This is a genomic window from Stenotrophomonas sp. 10L48 (genome assembly GCF_056395105.1).
This window is the reverse complement of sequence record NZ_JBFTIX010000001.1, coordinates 329774-346713: the sequence shown is the minus strand read 5'-3', so window position 1 is coordinate 346713 and position 16940 is coordinate 329774. Positions and strand designations below refer to the sequence as shown.

Here is a 16940-nt window from a genome sequence, read left to right as displayed (position 1 = left end):
TGCTGGTAGGTCCAAGCCGTGGAGGGCGGCTTCGTGAACAAGGCAGCCATAACAATCAAAGACGTCGCCCGTGAAGCCAAGGTCTCTGTGGCCACCGTTTCGCGCGCGCTCAACGGGCATGAAAATGTCGCCGAACCGGTCCGCCAGCTTGTGCTGGAGGTGGCCGCACGGCTGCGTTACACCCCGCATGCCGCCGCTCGCAGCCTGAGCAGCCGCCGCACCAATACGGTGGGCGTGGTGCTTCCGGACCTGTACGGCGAATTCTTCTCCGAACTGATGCGTGGCATCGACAACGTCGCCCGCAGCCGGCGCCAGCACCTGCTGGTGTCGAGCTATCACGGCGACCAGGAGCAGCAAGGCGCAGCCCTGCGTGCCATGCGCGGCCGGGTCGACGGTCTGCTGGTGCTCTCGCCCTATGCCGAGAGCCCCGGGTTCCTGACCGACAACCTGCCGCAGGCATTGCCGACGGTACTCATCAACACCTACCTGCCTGGGCAGGACCATCCGGTGTTGAGCATCGATGACCATGCAGGGGCGATGGCGATGACCCGCCACCTGCTCGATGCCGGCCATCGGCGCATTGCATTCATTTCTGGCCCGGACCTCAACTTCGACGCGCGCGAGCGCCTGCGCGGCTTCCGTGACGCGCTGGCGGCGTTTGGCAGTGGCGCCGAAGGCATCGAGTTGCCCGGTGATTTCGACGAAGCTTCCGGCCATCGCGCCGGTCAGGAGTTGCTGGCAGCCGGCACGCTGCCCGATGCCGTATTCGCCGCCAACGACATGATGGCCCTGGGTTGCCTGTATGCCTTCGCGCAGGCAGGTGTCCATGTGCCATCCGACGTCGCCCTGGCCGGTTTCGATGACATTCCGCTTGCGCGTTTCGTCCACCCGTCGCTGACCACCATGCAGGTCAGCATCGCTGAACTGGGCGATCGGGCGATGTCGCGCTTGTTGCAGTTGATGGACGGCACCTCCACGGATGGGACAGGGGACAAGCAGACCCTGGTCCCGCGCCTGATTGTTCGCGATTCCACCACTCCGCCATCCGGCCATTGAAGCCAGAGGCGTTCCTTCTTTTTTGATTGATCGCAGGTGCCGCGCAAGCGGTCACCGCCACCCGGAGATTGAGTTGATGATGCATTCCACTATCCGCACGCCGGCGCGCCGGCTGCTGAGCACCGCACTGGTCAGCTGCCTGATGCTGGCCGCCGCCCCGAACGTCATGGCGCAGTCGGCCAACGCCAGCCTGCGAGGCCAGGTCTCCGGCGCGCAGGCCGGTGCCGAAGTCACCGCCACCAACGTCGCCACCGGTACCGTGCGTCGCGGCACCGTGCGCGCCGACGGCAGCTATTCGCTGATGGGCCTGGACCCGGGCACCTACAATGTCGTTGCCAACGGCCAGACCCAGAAGATCACCGTTACCGTCGCTTCGACCGCGACGCTGAACTTCAGCGAGGCGGCTGCTGGTGGCACCGGCACGACCGCCGCCACCAACCTGGACACCGTCAACGTCGTCGCGCCGACCCTGCTGCAGGAAGTGCGCACCTCCGAAGTCGGCAAGACTGTCAGCCTGCAGCAGATCCAGACCACCCCGCAGGTGTCGCGCAACTTCCTGGAGTTCGCCGACGCCGTGCCGGGCATGATCTTCACCCGCGATGCCAAGGGCAACACCTCGCTGCGCGGCGGTGCCACCAACTCCGACGGCACCAACGTCTACATCGACGGCGTGGGCCAGAAGAGCTACGTCAAGGGCGGTGGTATCTCCGGCCAGTCCGGCAGCGCCGGCAATCCGTTCCCGCAGCTGGCCATCGGCGAGTACAAAGTCATCACCGGCAACTACAAGGCCGAGTACGGCCAGGTTTCCAGTGCCGCGATCACTGCAGCGACCAAGTCCGGTACCAACGAGTTCAAGGGTGAAACCTTCTACCGTTACACCAACGACAGCATGCGTGCGATGACCCCGGCCGAGCGCCAGCCGGGCAAGAGCAAGGAAGAGTCGGCAGAGAAGGAATACGGTTTCGCCCTGGGCGGCCCGATCATCCAGGACAAGGCCCACTTCTTCGTGACCTATGAAGCCAAGCGCTTCGACCTGCCGGTGACCATCGCCCCGGACGGCGCAGTGACCCCCTCGGCCGCCAACCTGCCGGCTGACGGCGCCGCCGGCCTCGGCCCGGCCAGCCAGCCGTTCCAGCAGGACCTGATCTTCGCCAAGATCGACTTCGAGCCGACCGACAACGATCGCATCGAACTGACCTTCCAGGACCGCGACGAAACCCAGCAGCAGTTCAGTGGCCAGACCGCCAAGGTGCACGGCAAGGTCGTGGACAACACCGACCGCCGTTACGCCCTGCGCTGGAACCACAGCGGTGAGCGCTTCTACAACGAGTTGATGGTGACCCACGAGGAAGCCTTCAACAACCCGCTGCCGTTGAACTACGGCAACGGCATCATCTACACCGCGCCGGATTTCGGTGACTCCGACGCCAACCGTCCGCAGGAGAAGACCCTCGTCCAGGTCGGCGCGGCCGATGCCTTCGCCTCGCAGGTGAAGGGCCAGAAGGGCTGGGCGATCGAGGACAACCTGACCCTCGATGGTCTGCAGTGGGCCGGTGACCACACCATCAAGATGGGTGCCAAGTACAAGCAGATCGATCTGTACGCCTCCGACGCGGCGCAGATCAATCCGCAGTTCTCCTACACCATCGACAACCCCGCCTTCCCGTCCAGCACCCCGTACAAGGCGCAGTTCACCAAGGCCAGCACCGGTGTCACCGGCGTGCAGTCTGAAGTGCGCGCCAAGGTCAAGCAGATCGGTCTGTTCATCCAGGATGACTGGCAGGTCAACGACCACCTGCAGCTGAACATCGGCCTGCGCTGGGATTACGAGAAGAATCCGATCTATACCGATTTCGTGACCCCGCCGGAGGTTGTGAAAGCACTGTTCTCGCAGGATCCGAACGCGCCGGCAGGCGTCTCCCAGACCTACGCCGAAACCCTCGCGCGCAGCGGTCTGGACGTCAACGACTACATCAGCACCGGCCGCAACCGCAAGAACTTCAAGAATGCCTGGCAGCCGCGCCTGGGCTTCTCGTATGACGTCAACGCCGACGAGCAGCACGTGTTCCACGGTGGCGCCGGCCGTTCCTATGATCGCGATCTGTTCGACAACCTGGCACTGGAAACCACAAAGCTGGCGCTGCCGCAGCCGACCGTGTATTTCCGTAACCCGGCCACCGGCAACTGCATGTATGGCCAGACCCCTTGCTTCGACTGGAATCCGAACCTGCTGAACGGCATTGAGAACGTGCAGGCGCTGCTGGGTTCCACCAGCAACGAAGGCATGGAAGTCGATCTGCTGAACAACAACATGAAGGTGCCCTACGCTGACCAGTTCAGCCTGGGCATGAGCAACCAGTTCGGCGAGTGGCTGACCGATGCCACGATCTCGCGCACGCTGACCTATGACGGCTTCGCCTTCACCCTGGGCAACCGCTTCAACAACGGCAATTTCTTTGACAACCAGATGCTGTGTGGTGCCAAGGAGCCGACCTACGGCCAGCCGTGGAACTGCAACATCCCGGGCTTCGGCAGCCTGATCATCGGCCAGCAGGGCATCAAGACCCGCTCCACCCAGCTTCTGTTGTCGGCGCAGAAGCCGTACAGCAAGGAAAGCGGTTGGGGCACCTCGATCGCCTACACCTGGACCAATGCGCGCCACAACCGCAACATCAACGAGCACTACTCGTTCGATCGCGGCACCATCGGCGAGTACCCGACCATCAAGTCCAATGGCGCGCCGCGTCATCGCCTGGTGGTCACCGGTTCGTATGACGGTTTCTGGGGCATCACCTTTGGCGGCAAGCTGACCCTGGCTACGCCGACCCCGGGCAACGATTGGTCCTGCATCGCCCAGGCCGGCAATTCGAACTGCATRCCGACCCCGGCTGCCGGCACCCCGTCGGGCAATGGTCACTTCCTGCTCGGCGGCAAGATCTTCGGCTACCGCTCGCTGGATCTGCAGGCGACCAAGACCTTCAAGCTGGCCGGCGATACCGAGCTGTATGCCCGTATCGACATCATCAACGTGCTCAACTTCGACAACTTCTCGAACCTGAACTACGTGAAGCAGGACGGCACGCTGCTGGTGAGCTACAACGAGACCGGTGACGTCATCGGTACCCCGCGCCAGGTCAAGGCGGAAGTGGGCTTCCGCTTCTAAGCGGAGCGCTGATGCAGCATCACGGAGCCATCGGTTCGCCGATGGCTCCGGTTTCAACGGCAATGGCCGGCCTCCGGGCCGGTCCATTGCCCACGCCATTGCCGGGCAGGGGGCAATGGCGTGGGCAATGACCGCGGTGTCATCAACCACGTTTCCGTGGTTTTTTAAGACCGCACTTTGTAAACGATTTCAGGTCATTGGACGTTATGCTCTTTCATCGATCAGCCCACCGGAGGAACCGCGCCATGCAGGCACGCCACCTGATGACCGCCGCTGCGATGACCCTGGCCATCGCCGCCTGCAAACCGGCCCAGCAGGAGCCTGCCAAGCCGCGCCCGCCGGTGATCCTGATCGAGGCCGACGCACCGCCGCGGCCGATGAAGCCGGAGCTGCCGCCGCTTTTCGATGACATCGAGCGCCGCACCTTCCAGTTCTTCTGGGATACCACCAACGAGATCAACGGCCTGACCCCGGACCGCTATCCGTCGCGGCCGTTCGCCAGCATCGCCTCGGTCGGCTTCGCCCTGACCGCTTATCCGATCGGCATCGAGAACGGCTGGGTCAGCCGCAACCAGGCGATCGACCGCACCCTGACCACCCTGAAGTTCTTCCGCGACGTGCCGATGGGCCCGCAGCGCACCGGCAAGGCCGGCTACAAGGGCTTCTATTACCACTTCCTGGACATGCAGGAAGGGCGCCGCTACGACAGCTGGGTGGAACTGTCCTCGGTGGATACCGCGCTGTTGATGATGGGCGTGCTGTTCGCCCAGTCGTACTACGACGGCGACGATCCGCGCGAGAAGGAAATCCGGCAGATCGCCGACACCCTGTACAAGCAGGTCGACTGGCCGTGGCTGCAGCAGCGTGCGCCGCTGATCTCGATGGGCTGGTTCCCCGAGAACGGCTTCATCGACCATGACTGGATGGGCTACAACGAGGCGATGATGGTCTACATCCTCGCCCTGGGCTCGCCCAGCCACCCGGTCAGCCCGGATGCGTGGACGGTGTGGACGCGCACTTACGACAACGACTGGGGCGTCTACCAGGGCCAGGAATACCTGTCCTTCGGTCCGCTGTTCGGCCACCAGTACAGCCACGTCTGGATCGACTTCCGCGATATCCAGGATGCGTACATGCGCGAGCGTGGCAGCACCTACTTCCTCAACAGCCGTTCGGCGGCGCTGGCCCAGCGCGAGTACGCCATCGCCAATCCGATGAACTGGAAGGAATATGGCGAGAACGTCTGGGGCCTGACCGCCAGCGATGGTCCGCAGAACACCACCCAGGAATACCGGGGCGAGCAGCGCCAGTTCCGCCATTACTCATCGCGCGGCGCAGGCCTGCGCGAGAATTTCGATGACGGTACGATCGCGCCGACCGCCGCGATCTCGTCGGTCGTGTTCGCGCCCGAGGAAGTGATTCCGGCCACGCTGGAGATGCACAAGCGCTACGGCGACTACATCTACTCCAGCTATGGCTTCCTGGATTCGTTCAATCCCAGCTTCAGCTACGACATCCCGATCAAGACCGGGCGGGTGGTACCCGATCGTGGCTGGGTCGCCAGCGACTACATCGCCATCGACCAAGGCCCGATCCTGACCATGATCGCCAACTACCGCAACGACTTCGTCTGGGACGTGATGAAGAAGAACCCGTACATCCGCAAGGGCCTGGAACGGGCGGGCTTCAGTGGAGGCTGGCTGGCGCCGGAAGGCTCCTTCCAGCCGCTGGAGCTGCAGAAGGATGAGAAGGCCGCCGCAGCGCGTGCGGTCGGTATCGCCGAATCACGTGCGGCCGCCGCGCAGGAACAGAAAAACAATGCCAACCGCAACACCGGCCAGGGGAAGTAACAAGGTGCACGACTGGAAACACCGCCTGCGACGCTGGGCATTGCCTGCACTGGCCGCGCTGTTCATGGCCGGCTGTGCCCGCCAGGAGCAGGGCACCACCACCGTGCGCTTCTGGGCGATGGGGCGCGAGGCTGAAGTGGTCAGCGAGCTGATCCACGAATTCGAAGCGGAGAACCCCGGCATCAAGGTCGATGTGCAGAACATCCCGTGGACGGCCGCGCACGAAAAGCTGCTGACCGCATTTGCCGCCGACGGCCTGCCCGATGTGTGCCAGCTGGGCAACACCTGGGTACCCGAGTTCGCCGAACTCAACGCGCTCACGCCGCTGCAGCCGTTCGTGCAGCATTCCACCGTTGTCGATCCGAAGGACTACTTCCAGGGCATCTGGGATACCAACGTGATCCACAACGAGCTGGTCGGGGTGCCGTGGTACGTCGATACCCGCCTGATCTATTACCGCAAGGACCTGCTGGCCAAGGCCGGCTTCGACCATCCGCCGCGCACCTGGGCCGAATGGGACGAGCAGATGGCCGCGATCAAGCGCATGCAGGGCCCGAACCGCTATGCGGTGCTGATGCCGATCAACGAGTTCGAGCAGCAGCTGTCGCTGGCCCTGCAGCAGCCCGATCCGCTGCTGCGCGACGACGACACCCGTGGCAATTTCTCCAGCCCCGGCTTCCGCCGCACGCTGGGGTTCTACGCCAACATGTTCGAGCAGGGCTGGGCGCCGAAGATGTCCGAGACGCAGATCTCCAACGTCTGGGATGAATTCTTCCGCGGCTTCAACGTGTTCTACATTTCCGGCCCCTGGAACATCCGCGAGTTCAAGAAGCTGCAGCCGAAGGAACTGGAAGGGCAGTGGGGCACGGCCGCGCTGCCGGGTCCGGACGGTCCGGGCGCGGGCATCGCCGGTGGAACCAGCCTGGTGATCTTCCGCAAGTCGCAGCAGAAGGAAGCGTCCTGGAAGCTGATCGAATTCCTGTCGCGGCCGGCAATCCAGGCGCGCTTCCACGCGATCATCGGCGACCTGCCGCCGCGTCGAAGCACCTGGAATGCGCCTTCGCTGGCCAACGATCCACTTGCCGCCGCCTTCCGAGACCAGCTGGAGCGGGTCAAGCCGACCCCGAAGGTGCTCGAATGGGAGCGCATCGTGCAGGAAATGCGCATCGTCACCGAACAGGTGGTGCGTGGCGGCCTGCCGCAGGACAAGGCCGTGGCCGAACTGGACCAGCGCGTGGACAAGGTGCTGGCCAAGCGTCGCTGGATGCATGAACAACAACGCCTGCAGCGCAGCGCACCCCCCTCGGGTTCGACCAGTGCAGTCGCGGCCGGGAGCCCGCAATGAAACGTACTTCGCTTGCCGGCTGGATCTTCGCCGGCCCCTCGCTGATCGTGCTTGGTGTGTTCTTCGGCCTGCCGGTGGCTTCGGCGCTGGCGCTGAGCGTGACCGACTTCGACCTGTATGCGCTGGCCGACAGCAGCAACCTGCGCTTCGTGGGTCTTGGCAACTACATCGACCTGCTGCAGACCCCGATGTTCTGGAAGTCGCTGTGGAACACCACCTATTTCGTGGTGATCGGCGTGCCGTTGTCGATCGGCGTATCGCTGGGCGCGGCGATGCTGCTCAATGCCCCGGCCGCGCGCTTCAAGGCGCTGTTCCGCACCGCGCTGTTCGCCCCGGTGGTAACCACGCTGGTGGCGGTGGCGGTGATCTGGCGCTACCTGTTCCACACCAGCTATGGCCTGGTGAACTACGGTCTGGGCCATCTTGGCATCAGCCCGATCGACTGGCTGGGCGATCCCAACTGGGCGATGCCGACCATCATGCTGTTCGCGGTGTGGAAGAACTTCGGCTACAACATGGTGATCTTCCTGGCCGGCCTGCAGGCGATCCCGCATGACCTGTACGAGGCCGCGCGCATCGACGGCGCCTCGCGCTGGAAGCAGTTCCTGCACATCACCCTGCCGATGCTCGGCCCGGTGCTGCTGGTGGTCGGGGTGATCACCGTATCCGGTTACTTCCAGCTGTTCGCCGAACCCTATGTGATGACCCGCGGCGACCCACTGCAGAGCACCGTCAGCGTGCTGTATTTCATGTTCGAGGAAGGCTTCAAGTGGTGGAACCTGGGACGCGCCTCGGCTGTGGCGTTCCTGCTGTTCCTGATCATCCTGGCGGTGACCACCGTGATGCTGCGCTTTGGCCGCAAGAGGCAGTTGGTATGAGTCGTGAAATCGGCCAGTCACGCTGGCACCCGTGGATGATCAATGGCGCGCTGCTGGTGCTGGCCCTGGTCAGCCTGGCACCGTTGCTGTGGATGCTGTCGGTGTCGTTCATGCCGCAGGGCGAGGCCACCCATTTCCCACCGCCGCTGCTGCCGTCCAGCATCACCACGCACAATTACACCGAGCTGTTCGCGCGCACCGGCATGGGCGGCAACTTCGCCAACAGCCTGCTGGTGTCGCTGGCGATCACCCTCGGTTCGCTGCTGCTCAACACGATGGCCGGCTACGCTTTCGCCAAGCTGCAGTTCGCCGGCCGTGAGCGGCTGTTCCAGGTACTGATGGCGGCGTTGGTGATCCCGGCACAGGTGGCGATGCTGCCGCTGTTCCTGTTGATGAAGCAGCTGGGCCTGGTCAACAGTTTCGGCGGCGTGATCGTGCCGGCGCTGGCCAGCGTGTTCGGCATCTTCCTGGTGCGCCAGTACGCCCGCTCCATTCCCGATGAGCTGCTGGAAGCGGCACGCATCGACGGGGCAGGGGAGCTGCGGATCTTCTTCCAGATCGTGCTGCCGATGCTGAAGCCGGTGCTGGTGACGCTGGCGATCTTCACCTTCATGGGCGCCTGGAACGATTTCATGTGGCCCTTGATCGTGTTGACCGACCAGGAGCACTACACTTTGCCGGTGGCCCTGGCCACCCTCTCGCGCGAACACATCATGGACGTGGAAATGATGATGGCCGGCGCAGTGGTCACCGTGGTTCCGGTGCTGGCGCTGTTCCTGGTGCTGCAGCGGTACTACATCCAAGGATTGTTGCTGGGGAGTGTGAAGGGATGATGCGTGCGATCGCCGTTGGACTGGGCCTGTTGTGGTCTTCCCTGGCGATCGCCGCACCACCGGCGCTGCCCGCGCCGAAGGTGCTGGATGATTTCGACGACATCAGCGCCTGGAAGCTGGTGTTGTCCGACCAGGTCAGCGGCTCGCTGCGGCCGGTCAGTGGCGCTGGCGGTGGCCGCGCGCTGTGCCTGGATTACGACTTCCATGAGGTCTCCGGTTACGTCGGCATCCGTCGTCCACTGAACATCGAGTACCCGGCCAACTATCGTTTCGGCTTCCAGCTGCGCGGTGATTCGCCGTCCAATGACCTGCAGTTCAAGTTGATCGACGCCAGCGGCGACAACGTGTGGTGGGTCAACCGCCCCGGTTATGCCTTCCCCAAGGCGTGGACGCCGGTGGAGTACCGCCGCCGGCAGATCGACAAGGCCTGGGGGCCATCGCCAGAGAAGGACATGGCGCGCAGCGCGTCGATGGAATTCACGGTCTACAGCAAGGTCGGCGGTCGCGGTACCGTGTGCTTCGACAAGCTGACCCTGCAGGGGCTGCCCGCGCAGGATGATTCGGCGCTGCGGCCCTCGGTGATCGCCGATACCGCAACCGCGCTGCAGGACCGGATGATCGACGGCAAGTCCGATACCTTCTGGATCAGCGGTGGGGTCAAGCAGCAGACCATCAGCCTGGACCTGCACAAGAGCCGCGAGATCGGCGGTGCGGTGATCGACTGGCTGCCCAGCCTGGAAGCGAACCGCTACACCGTGCGTATCTCCGAGGATGGCCGTGACTGGCGTACCGTGCGCGAAGTGACCGCAGGTGCCGGAGGCCGGGACTGGCTGGCACTGCCCGACACCGATGCGCGCTACGTGCGTTTCGACCTGCAGGGCGGGCCGAACTGGCGCTACGGCATCCGTGACATCACCCTGAAGCCGCTGGCGTTCGCCGCGACTCCCAATGCCTTCCTGTCCTCGGTGGCGGCCGACCTGCCGCGTGGCGCATTGCCGCGCGCTTACGTTGGCGAGCAACCGTACTGGACGCTGCTTGGCCTGGACGGTGGCCAGGAACAGGCGTTGATCAGCGAGGACGGTGCGCTGGAGCCGGCCAAGGGCAGCTTCAGCATCGAGCCGTTCATCCGCCTCGACGGCAAGCTGCTTGACTGGTCGAACGTTGCCATCAGCCAGTCGCTGCAGGATCGTTACCTGCCGATCGCCACGGTCGACTGGGTGCACGAGAAGGCCGGCCTGTCGGTGACCAGCTTCGTGCAGGGCACGCCCGAACGCGCCCAGCTGATCGGGCGCTACCGCTTGAGCAATCCGGACAAGGTCGCGCACGAATACACCCTGGCCCTGGCGATCCGCCCGTGGCAGGTCAATCCACCCACCCAGTTCCTCAACACCGTGGGCGGCTTCAGCCGCATCGACAGCCTGGACGTGGGCGAGCAGCTGGTGCGCATCAATGGCGAACCGCGGCTGTATCCCCTGCAGGTACCGGATGCGCGCTTTGCCAGCAGCTTCGACGGCAAACTGGATGCGATGCACCTGGCCAGCGGCAAGCTGCCCGGCACTACTGCGGTGAAGGACCCGACCGGCATGGCGTCCGGCGCACTGTTGTACACGATCAAGCTCGAACCCGGGCAGAGCCGCGAGGTGGCGATCGTGCTGCCGCAGACCGGCAGCTGGGCGCCGCAGGCGCTGGACGTGGCCAAGGCACAGCAGCAGGTGGCGACGATGTGGCGCGACAAGCTGGGCGTGGTGACCCTGCAGGTGCCCGCCGCCGGCCAACCGCTGGTGGAAACCCTGCGCACCGCGGTGGCGCACATGCTGATCTCGCGGGTCGGCCCGCGCCTGCAGCCCGGTACGCGCTCCTATGCACGCAGCTGGATCCGCGATGGCGCGATGATCTCCGAAGGCCTGCTGCGGATGGGGCGCAGCGATGCCGTGCGTGACTACGTGACCTGGTATGCGCCCTATCAGTTTGAAAACGGCAAGGTGCCGTGCTGCGTCGATGCGCGTGGCAGCGACCCGGTGCCGGAGAACGACAGCCACGGCGAACTGATCTACAACATCGCCGAGTACGGCCGCTATACCGGCGACACGGCCTTCCTCGAGCAGATGTGGCCGCATGTGCTGGGCGCCTACAGCTACATGGAGCAACTGCGCGGCAGCGAGCGCACCGAGGAGAACCGCGCGCGCAATCCTGCCTTCTACGGGATGATGCCGGCCTCGATCAGCCACGAGGGCTATTCGGCCAAGCCGATGCATTCGTACTGGGACAACTTCTGGGCGCTGCGTGGTTACAAGGACGCCGCGCAACTGGCGGCGCAGCTGGGCAAGGTCGAGGCGATGCAGATCAGCGAGTCGCGCGATCAGTTCCGTGATGACCTGCAGGCCTCGCTGCTGGCGGCCATGCAGCAGCACCGCATTGATTACCTGCCGGGCTCGGCCGAGCTGGGTGACTTCGACGCCACCTCCACCACGATCGCGTTGGCGCCGGGCGGCGAGCAGGGGCGGTTGCCGCAGGAGGCGCTGGACGCGACCTTCCAGCGTTACTGGAACGAATTCGTCGCGCGCCGCGATGGCAAGCGCGAATGGAAGGACTACACGCCGTACGAATGGCGCAACGTCGCCGCGTTCGTGCGCCTGGGATGGCGTGATCGTGCCTGGCAGGCCACCGAGTTCTTCTTCAAGGATCGTGCGCCGCAGGCCTGGAACCAGTGGGCCGAGGTCGTCTCGCGCACGCCGCGCAAGCCGTTCTTCGTGGGTGACCTGCCGCATGCCTGGGTGGCCTCGGACTTCGTCCGTTCGGCGCTGGACATGTTCGGCTACAACCGCGATGCGGATGAGGCGCTGGTGCTGGCCGCCGGTATCCCGGTGGCGTGGCTGCAGGGCGAGGGCATTGCCGTGCAGGGCCTGCGCACGCCGCAGGGGCAGCTCAACTATCGCCTGCAGCGCAGCGACAAGCAGCTGGTGCTGGAAGTGCAGCCCGGGTTGGTGTCGCCGGCCGGTGGCGTGGTGCTGCCATGGCCGTATGCAGGCGAGCCGGGCCAGGCGACGGTCAACGGCGAGGCGGCGGAATGGGTCAACAACGAGCTGCATGTGCACCAGTTGCCGGCACGCGTCGAGATCGATGTGCCCAGCGCGGTGCGCCGCGCCGAACGCAAGGAAAAGTAAGCATGCGAGGTCCGCTCGGAATCGGTCGCGGTTTCTGCGCGCTGGGGCTGGCGATCGCGCTGGCCCTGCCCGGGCTGGCGCCAGCCGCTGAGCCGGCCAGCGCGGCTGGCGCGGCCACAGCGGTCGGCGAACCCGGCATGAGCATGGTCACATTCAACCTGCACCACGACCGCGAGGACTGGCCCAGCCGTCGTCGCACGATCGTGGCCGAGCTCAAGCGCCTGCAGCCCGATGCCGTCGCGCTGCAGGAGGTGATCCAGAAGCGCAACGTCCGCAACCAGGCGCAGTGGCTGGCCAGCCAGCTCGGCTACCGGTACGTATTCGTGTCCACCGATCCGGTGGGTGCACCCAAGCGTTATGGCAATGCGCTGCTGACCCGGCGCCCGATCCTGGCGCATGGCGAGCACCTGCTGCTGCCGCTGGATGACTACCGCACCGTGGCCCACCTGCGCATCGACGTGGAGGGCAGGCCGGTCAATGTCTATGCCACCCATCTCAACGAGCGCAGTGACGACGCCGGCCAGCGCATCCGCCGCAGCCAAGTCGAGGATCTGCTGCGTTTCATCGCCGGCAGTTCTGCGGGGGCACCGGTGGTGATTGCCGGCGACTTCAACGCCCTGGTCGATGCCGGCGATCTGAGCGAACTGCGCAGCCACTACGGCGACAGCTACGGCAGCGTGCACGTCAACACCGACCTGGCGGGTGTGAGCACGCTCAACCGCCATTACTACCAGGCGCCGTCGCGGATCGACCACATCTTCTTCCAGCAGGACGAGATGGTCGCGCGCGAAGCGAAGATCCTGTTCGACCAGCCTGATGACGGCGGCCGCTGGGCCTCCGATCACTACGGGGTGTGGACCCGGCTGCAGTTCGCGCCGAAGCCCTGATAGCGGCCTCGCGTGGCGACGCGGCAGGCGTTCGCTACGGCATCTGATACGTCACAAACAGAAACGGCGGGGATCATCGATCCCCGCCGTTTCGTTGTTGCCGATCAAGGATCGATCAGGCGACCGGTGGCGTGCGCTTGCCGGCGTCTTCGTCTTCTTCCGACGCCTGCGCGTCAGCGGCCTGTGCGGCAGCGTCGGCATGGCCATCGGCGATCGGGTCGACCTGCGCCGGCACGACCGCATCGGCGACCGGCGCAGCGGCGTCCACCGGTGCGGCTTCGACAGCCACTGGGGCTGCCGGCTGCTCGGCGACCGGGGCGACTTCAACCTCGGCCTTCGGTTCGACTGCCGGAGCAGCTTCAACCACCGGCGCAACATCGGCCACCACCGGCTTCGGCTCGGCCACCGGTGCAGCTTCGACCACCGCGGTAGGTTCAGCGACCGGAGCGGCTTCGATCGCAGCAGCGGTCTCGACCACCGGCGGCTTCGCCTCGATCACCGGAGCCGCTTCAGGCGCCGGCTGCACCGGCGTCGCTGCATCGATGGCATCCAGCATGCTGGTCTGCACCGGCGACGGGGCCGGTTCGACCTTGGCGACTGCTTCCACCGGAGCCGGAGTCTGCACTGCGGCGGCCACTGGAGCGGCTGCCTCGACCACGGCACTGCTTACGGCAGCAACCGGGGCAACCGCGGCAGCCACTGCAACCGGCGCACGTGCCGGCTTGCTGGCATCAGCGGCGGCCGGCTCGACTTCGTCATCGAAATCGAATTCCGGCTGCGAACGCGACGGCTGCACGGCGGCTGCCGGTGCGCCGACCGAAGCCGGGGCGGTCTGCTCGACCGAATCGCCGTCGTTGTCCTCGCCTTCGGCATCATCGCCGTCGTCCAGGTCATCACCCAGTACGTCACTACCTGCAGCGTTCTCGGCGCCACCACGACGACGACGACGACCACCGCGACGGCCACGGCGGCGGCGGGTTGCGCCTTCGCCGGTCTGATCGCCTGCGGCATCGGCCGCAGCATCCTCGGCAGCCCCGGTCGCAACCACGACCTCGGCATCGGTCGTTGCGGCGGTGTCCACGGCCGCGACGGTGTCGACCACGTTTTCAGTGGCGACGGCCGGTGCCAGTGCCTTTTCTTCCTGCACCGCAACCGTGGCCGCAACCGCAGTCGTGGTAGCCACGGCAGCAGCAGCGGTCACGACATCGGTCGGGGCTTCGGCAGCGGCACGCTGCGGCTTCTCGGCCGGCTTGTCACCGTCCTGCGGGCGCGGCTGCCTCGGCTGCTTCAGCTTCGGCTGCTGCTGCCCCTGGCCCTGTTCGTTGCGCGGCTTGTTCTGCTGCTGCGGCTGCTGGGCATCCTTCGGCTTGCCCTGCTGCTGCGGCTGCTGCTGGCCATTGCCATTGCCATTGGCCTGGCTGCTGCCGTTGCCGCCGTTGCCGCCGTTGCGGCCATCCTTGCGCTGCTCACCACGGTCCTTGCGGTTGCCGCCGTCCTTCTGCTGCTGCGCATTGCCATTGCCGCCGTTGCCACGGCTGTCCTCGCGACGGTCCTTGCGGTCCTTGTTGCGATCCTTGTTGCGGTCACGGCGACCGCCATCCTGCTGCGGCTGGCGTGCGGCCGGTGCCGGCGCAGGAGCGGGAGCGGGCTCGCCGCCAAAGATGCGCTTGAGCCAGCCGACGACGCCGCCACTGGCGGCGGCTGCCGGGGCCGCTGCGGCCACCGGTGCCGGTGCCGGGGCGGCGACCGGTTCCACTTCCTCGCGCACCGGGGCGGGCGAGTTGTGCTTGACCTGGGTCACCATCGGCGGCGGGATGTTCAGCTGGCCCTTGGTCAGCGCGTGCACCGGGAGCTTGCGCGGGGTACCACGCTGGTAGCTCGGCTTGCCGCTTTCCTCGCCCAGCTCGTTGTCGCGCAGGCGGGTGACGGTGTAATGCGGGGTGTGCAGCTGTTCGTCGGCAACGATCACGATCGGCGCCTCGTGGCGCTTCTCGATTTCGCCCAGCGCGCCGCGCTTTTCATTCAGCAGGTAGTTGGCGATCTCCACCGGGGCCTGTACCAGCACCTGCCCGGTGTTCTCCTTCATCGCATGCTCTTCGGCGACGCGGATGATCGACAGCGACAGCGACTCGACGCTGCGCATGCGGCCATGGCCGTCGCAACGCGGGCAGACGATCTGGCTGGATTCGCCCAGGCTCGGGCGCAGGCGCTGGCGGCTCATTTCCAGCAGGCCGAAGCGCGAGATGCGGCCGACCTGCACGCGTGCACGGTCGTATTTCAGCGCGTTGGCCAGGCGGTTCTCGACCTCGCGCTGGTGCTTGTTGGAGGCCATGTCGATGAAGTCGATCACCACCAGGCCACCGAGGTCACGCAGGCGCAGCTGGCGGGCCACTTCCTCGGCTGCTTCCAGGTTGGTCTGGAACGCGGTGTCCTCGATGTCGCTGCCCTTGGTGGCGCGCGAGGAGTTGACGTCGACGGCAGTCAGCGCCTCGGTCTGGTCGACCACGATCGAGCCACCCGACGGCAGGCGCACGTTGCGCTCGTAGGCGCCTTCGATCTGCGATTCGATCTGGAAGCGGTTGAACAGCGGGATGTCGTCCTTGTAATGCTTGAGCTTGCGCAGGGTCTGCGGCATCACCTGCTGCATGAACTCCTTGGCGTGCTCGTACATTTCCTCGGTGTCCACCAGGATCTCGCCGATGTCGGCGCGCAGGTAGTCACGCAGGGCGCGCACGATCAGGCGCGATTCCTGGTAGATCAGGAACGGGGCCGGCTTGCTCAGGGCTGCTTCGGCGATGGCGCGCCAGACGTTCAGCAGGTAATCCAGATCCCACTGCAGCTCTTCCGCATCGCGGCCAACGCCGGCGGTACGGATGATGACGCCCATTTCGTCGGGGATGTTCAGCTTGTCCAGAGCGTCCTTCAGGGCCGCCCGGTCTTCACCCTCGATGCGACGGGAAACACCGCCGGCACTGGGGGAGTTGGGCATCAGCACCATGTAACGGCCGGCCAGGGAGATGAACGTGGTCAGGGCGGCGCCCTTGTTGCCACGTTCTTCCTTGTCCACCTGGACGACGATTTCCTGGCCTTCCCTCAGCAGCTCGCGGATGCCGGCCTTGTTGTGGTCGACACCGGCCTGGAAGTAATCGCGGGAAATTTCCTTCAGCGGCAGGAAGCCATGGCGGCCACCACCGTATTCAACGAAGGCCGCTTCCAGCGAGGGCTCGATGCGGAAGATCCGGCCCTTGTAGATGTTGGACTTCTTCTGTTCCTTGGACGGCTGCTCGATGTCGATGTCATACAACGACTGGCCATCCACGATGGCAACACGCAGCTCTTCAGCCTGCGTGGCGTTGATCAGCATTCGCTTCATTGTTGCGTTCCTCGCAAGCGGCTACCGCGCGGAACGCCATGGAGTTTCGCCTCTGGACACGGCTCGCCGCCCATTCGCGCAAGCGCGGGGAGGGCGGCTTGGGTTTCCAGCGCTACGACACCACGGCAGGCCGCGGGAGCGCTTCAATTTTCTGGTTTTGGGTGTTGCAGGGCCGGAGGCAGCTGTCAGCCAGGCTGGAGCGCCGCACGGGACATGTTCAGCGCGACTGCGTGTCAGGCAATCGGCGATGGCCGGGAACGCCGGTGAGCCGCTAACATGGCCGCCCCGCGGGCGGTGGTCGCGCACTGTGCCGGATTCGTCGGAAGCGGGGCTTCTGGCCCTGAGTAACTTCCAACGAAATCAATCCCTTATCTCGCCCCCCGAGTGTAAC

General features: G+C 65.4%; 9 protein-coding genes. 8 read left to right on the top strand and 1 reads right to left on the bottom strand.

Annotated elements, in window-relative coordinates; all coding sequences use genetic code 11:
• Nucleotides 1-18: 18 nt before the first annotated feature.
• The 8 genes from AC1DCU_RS01770 (at nt 19) to AC1DCU_RS01735 (ending at nt 13176) form a co-directional block, all read left to right on the top strand.
• Nucleotides 19-1056, top strand: coding sequence for a LacI family DNA-binding transcriptional regulator (locus tag AC1DCU_RS01770; protein WP_033831551.1), 1038 nt, complete (start codon nt 19-21; stop codon nt 1054-1056).
• Nucleotides 1057-1132: 76 nt separating this feature from the next.
• Nucleotides 1133-4219: a TonB-dependent receptor gene (locus AC1DCU_RS01765; RefSeq protein WP_478014098.1), complete on the top strand. Its 3087-nt coding sequence runs from the start codon at nt 1133-1135 to the stop codon at nt 4217-4219.
• A gap of 245 nt (nt 4220-4464) precedes the next feature.
• On the top strand, nt 4465-6069 hold the full coding sequence (locus AC1DCU_RS01760; RefSeq protein ID WP_025876509.1) for a glucoamylase family protein: 1605 nt from the start codon (nt 4465-4467) through the stop codon (nt 6067-6069).
• Between the two features lie 64 nt (nt 6070-6133).
• Nucleotides 6134-7414 carry a sugar ABC transporter substrate-binding protein gene (locus AC1DCU_RS01755; RefSeq protein ID WP_282440417.1) on the top strand — a complete coding sequence of 427 codons (1281 nt, stop codon included), beginning with the start codon at nt 6134-6136 and terminating at the stop codon, nt 7412-7414.
• On the top strand, nt 7411-8292 hold the full coding sequence (locus AC1DCU_RS01750) for a carbohydrate ABC transporter permease (RefSeq protein ID WP_025876513.1): 882 nt from the start codon (nt 7411-7413) through the stop codon (nt 8290-8292). Before AC1DCU_RS01755 ends, AC1DCU_RS01750 begins: the two co-directional genes overlap by 4 nt.
• Nucleotides 8289-9125, top strand: a complete 837-nt coding sequence (locus tag AC1DCU_RS01745; protein ID WP_025876515.1) for a carbohydrate ABC transporter permease — start codon at nt 8289-8291, stop codon at nt 9123-9125. Before AC1DCU_RS01750 ends, AC1DCU_RS01745 begins: the two co-directional genes overlap by 4 nt.
• Nucleotides 9122-12289 carry a discoidin domain-containing protein gene (locus AC1DCU_RS01740; protein ID WP_032978794.1) on the top strand — a complete coding sequence of 1056 codons (3168 nt, stop codon included), beginning with the start codon at nt 9122-9124 and terminating at the stop codon, nt 12287-12289. Before AC1DCU_RS01745 ends, AC1DCU_RS01740 begins: the two co-directional genes overlap by 4 nt.
• A 2-nt stretch (nt 12290-12291) precedes the next feature.
• Nucleotides 12292-13176 (top strand): endonuclease/exonuclease/phosphatase family protein, encoded by an 885-nt coding sequence (locus AC1DCU_RS01735; RefSeq protein ID WP_312964026.1) that lies wholly within the window; start codon nt 12292-12294, stop codon nt 13174-13176.
• Nucleotides 13177-13291: 115 nt separating this feature from the next.
• On the opposite strand, the gene AC1DCU_RS01730 is transcribed toward AC1DCU_RS01735, so the two are convergent.
• On the bottom strand, nt 13292-16549 hold the full coding sequence (locus AC1DCU_RS01730) for an Rne/Rng family ribonuclease (protein ID WP_442251543.1): 3258 nt from the start codon (nt 16547-16549) through the stop codon (nt 13292-13294).
• Nucleotides 16550-16940: the final 391 nt, after the last annotated feature.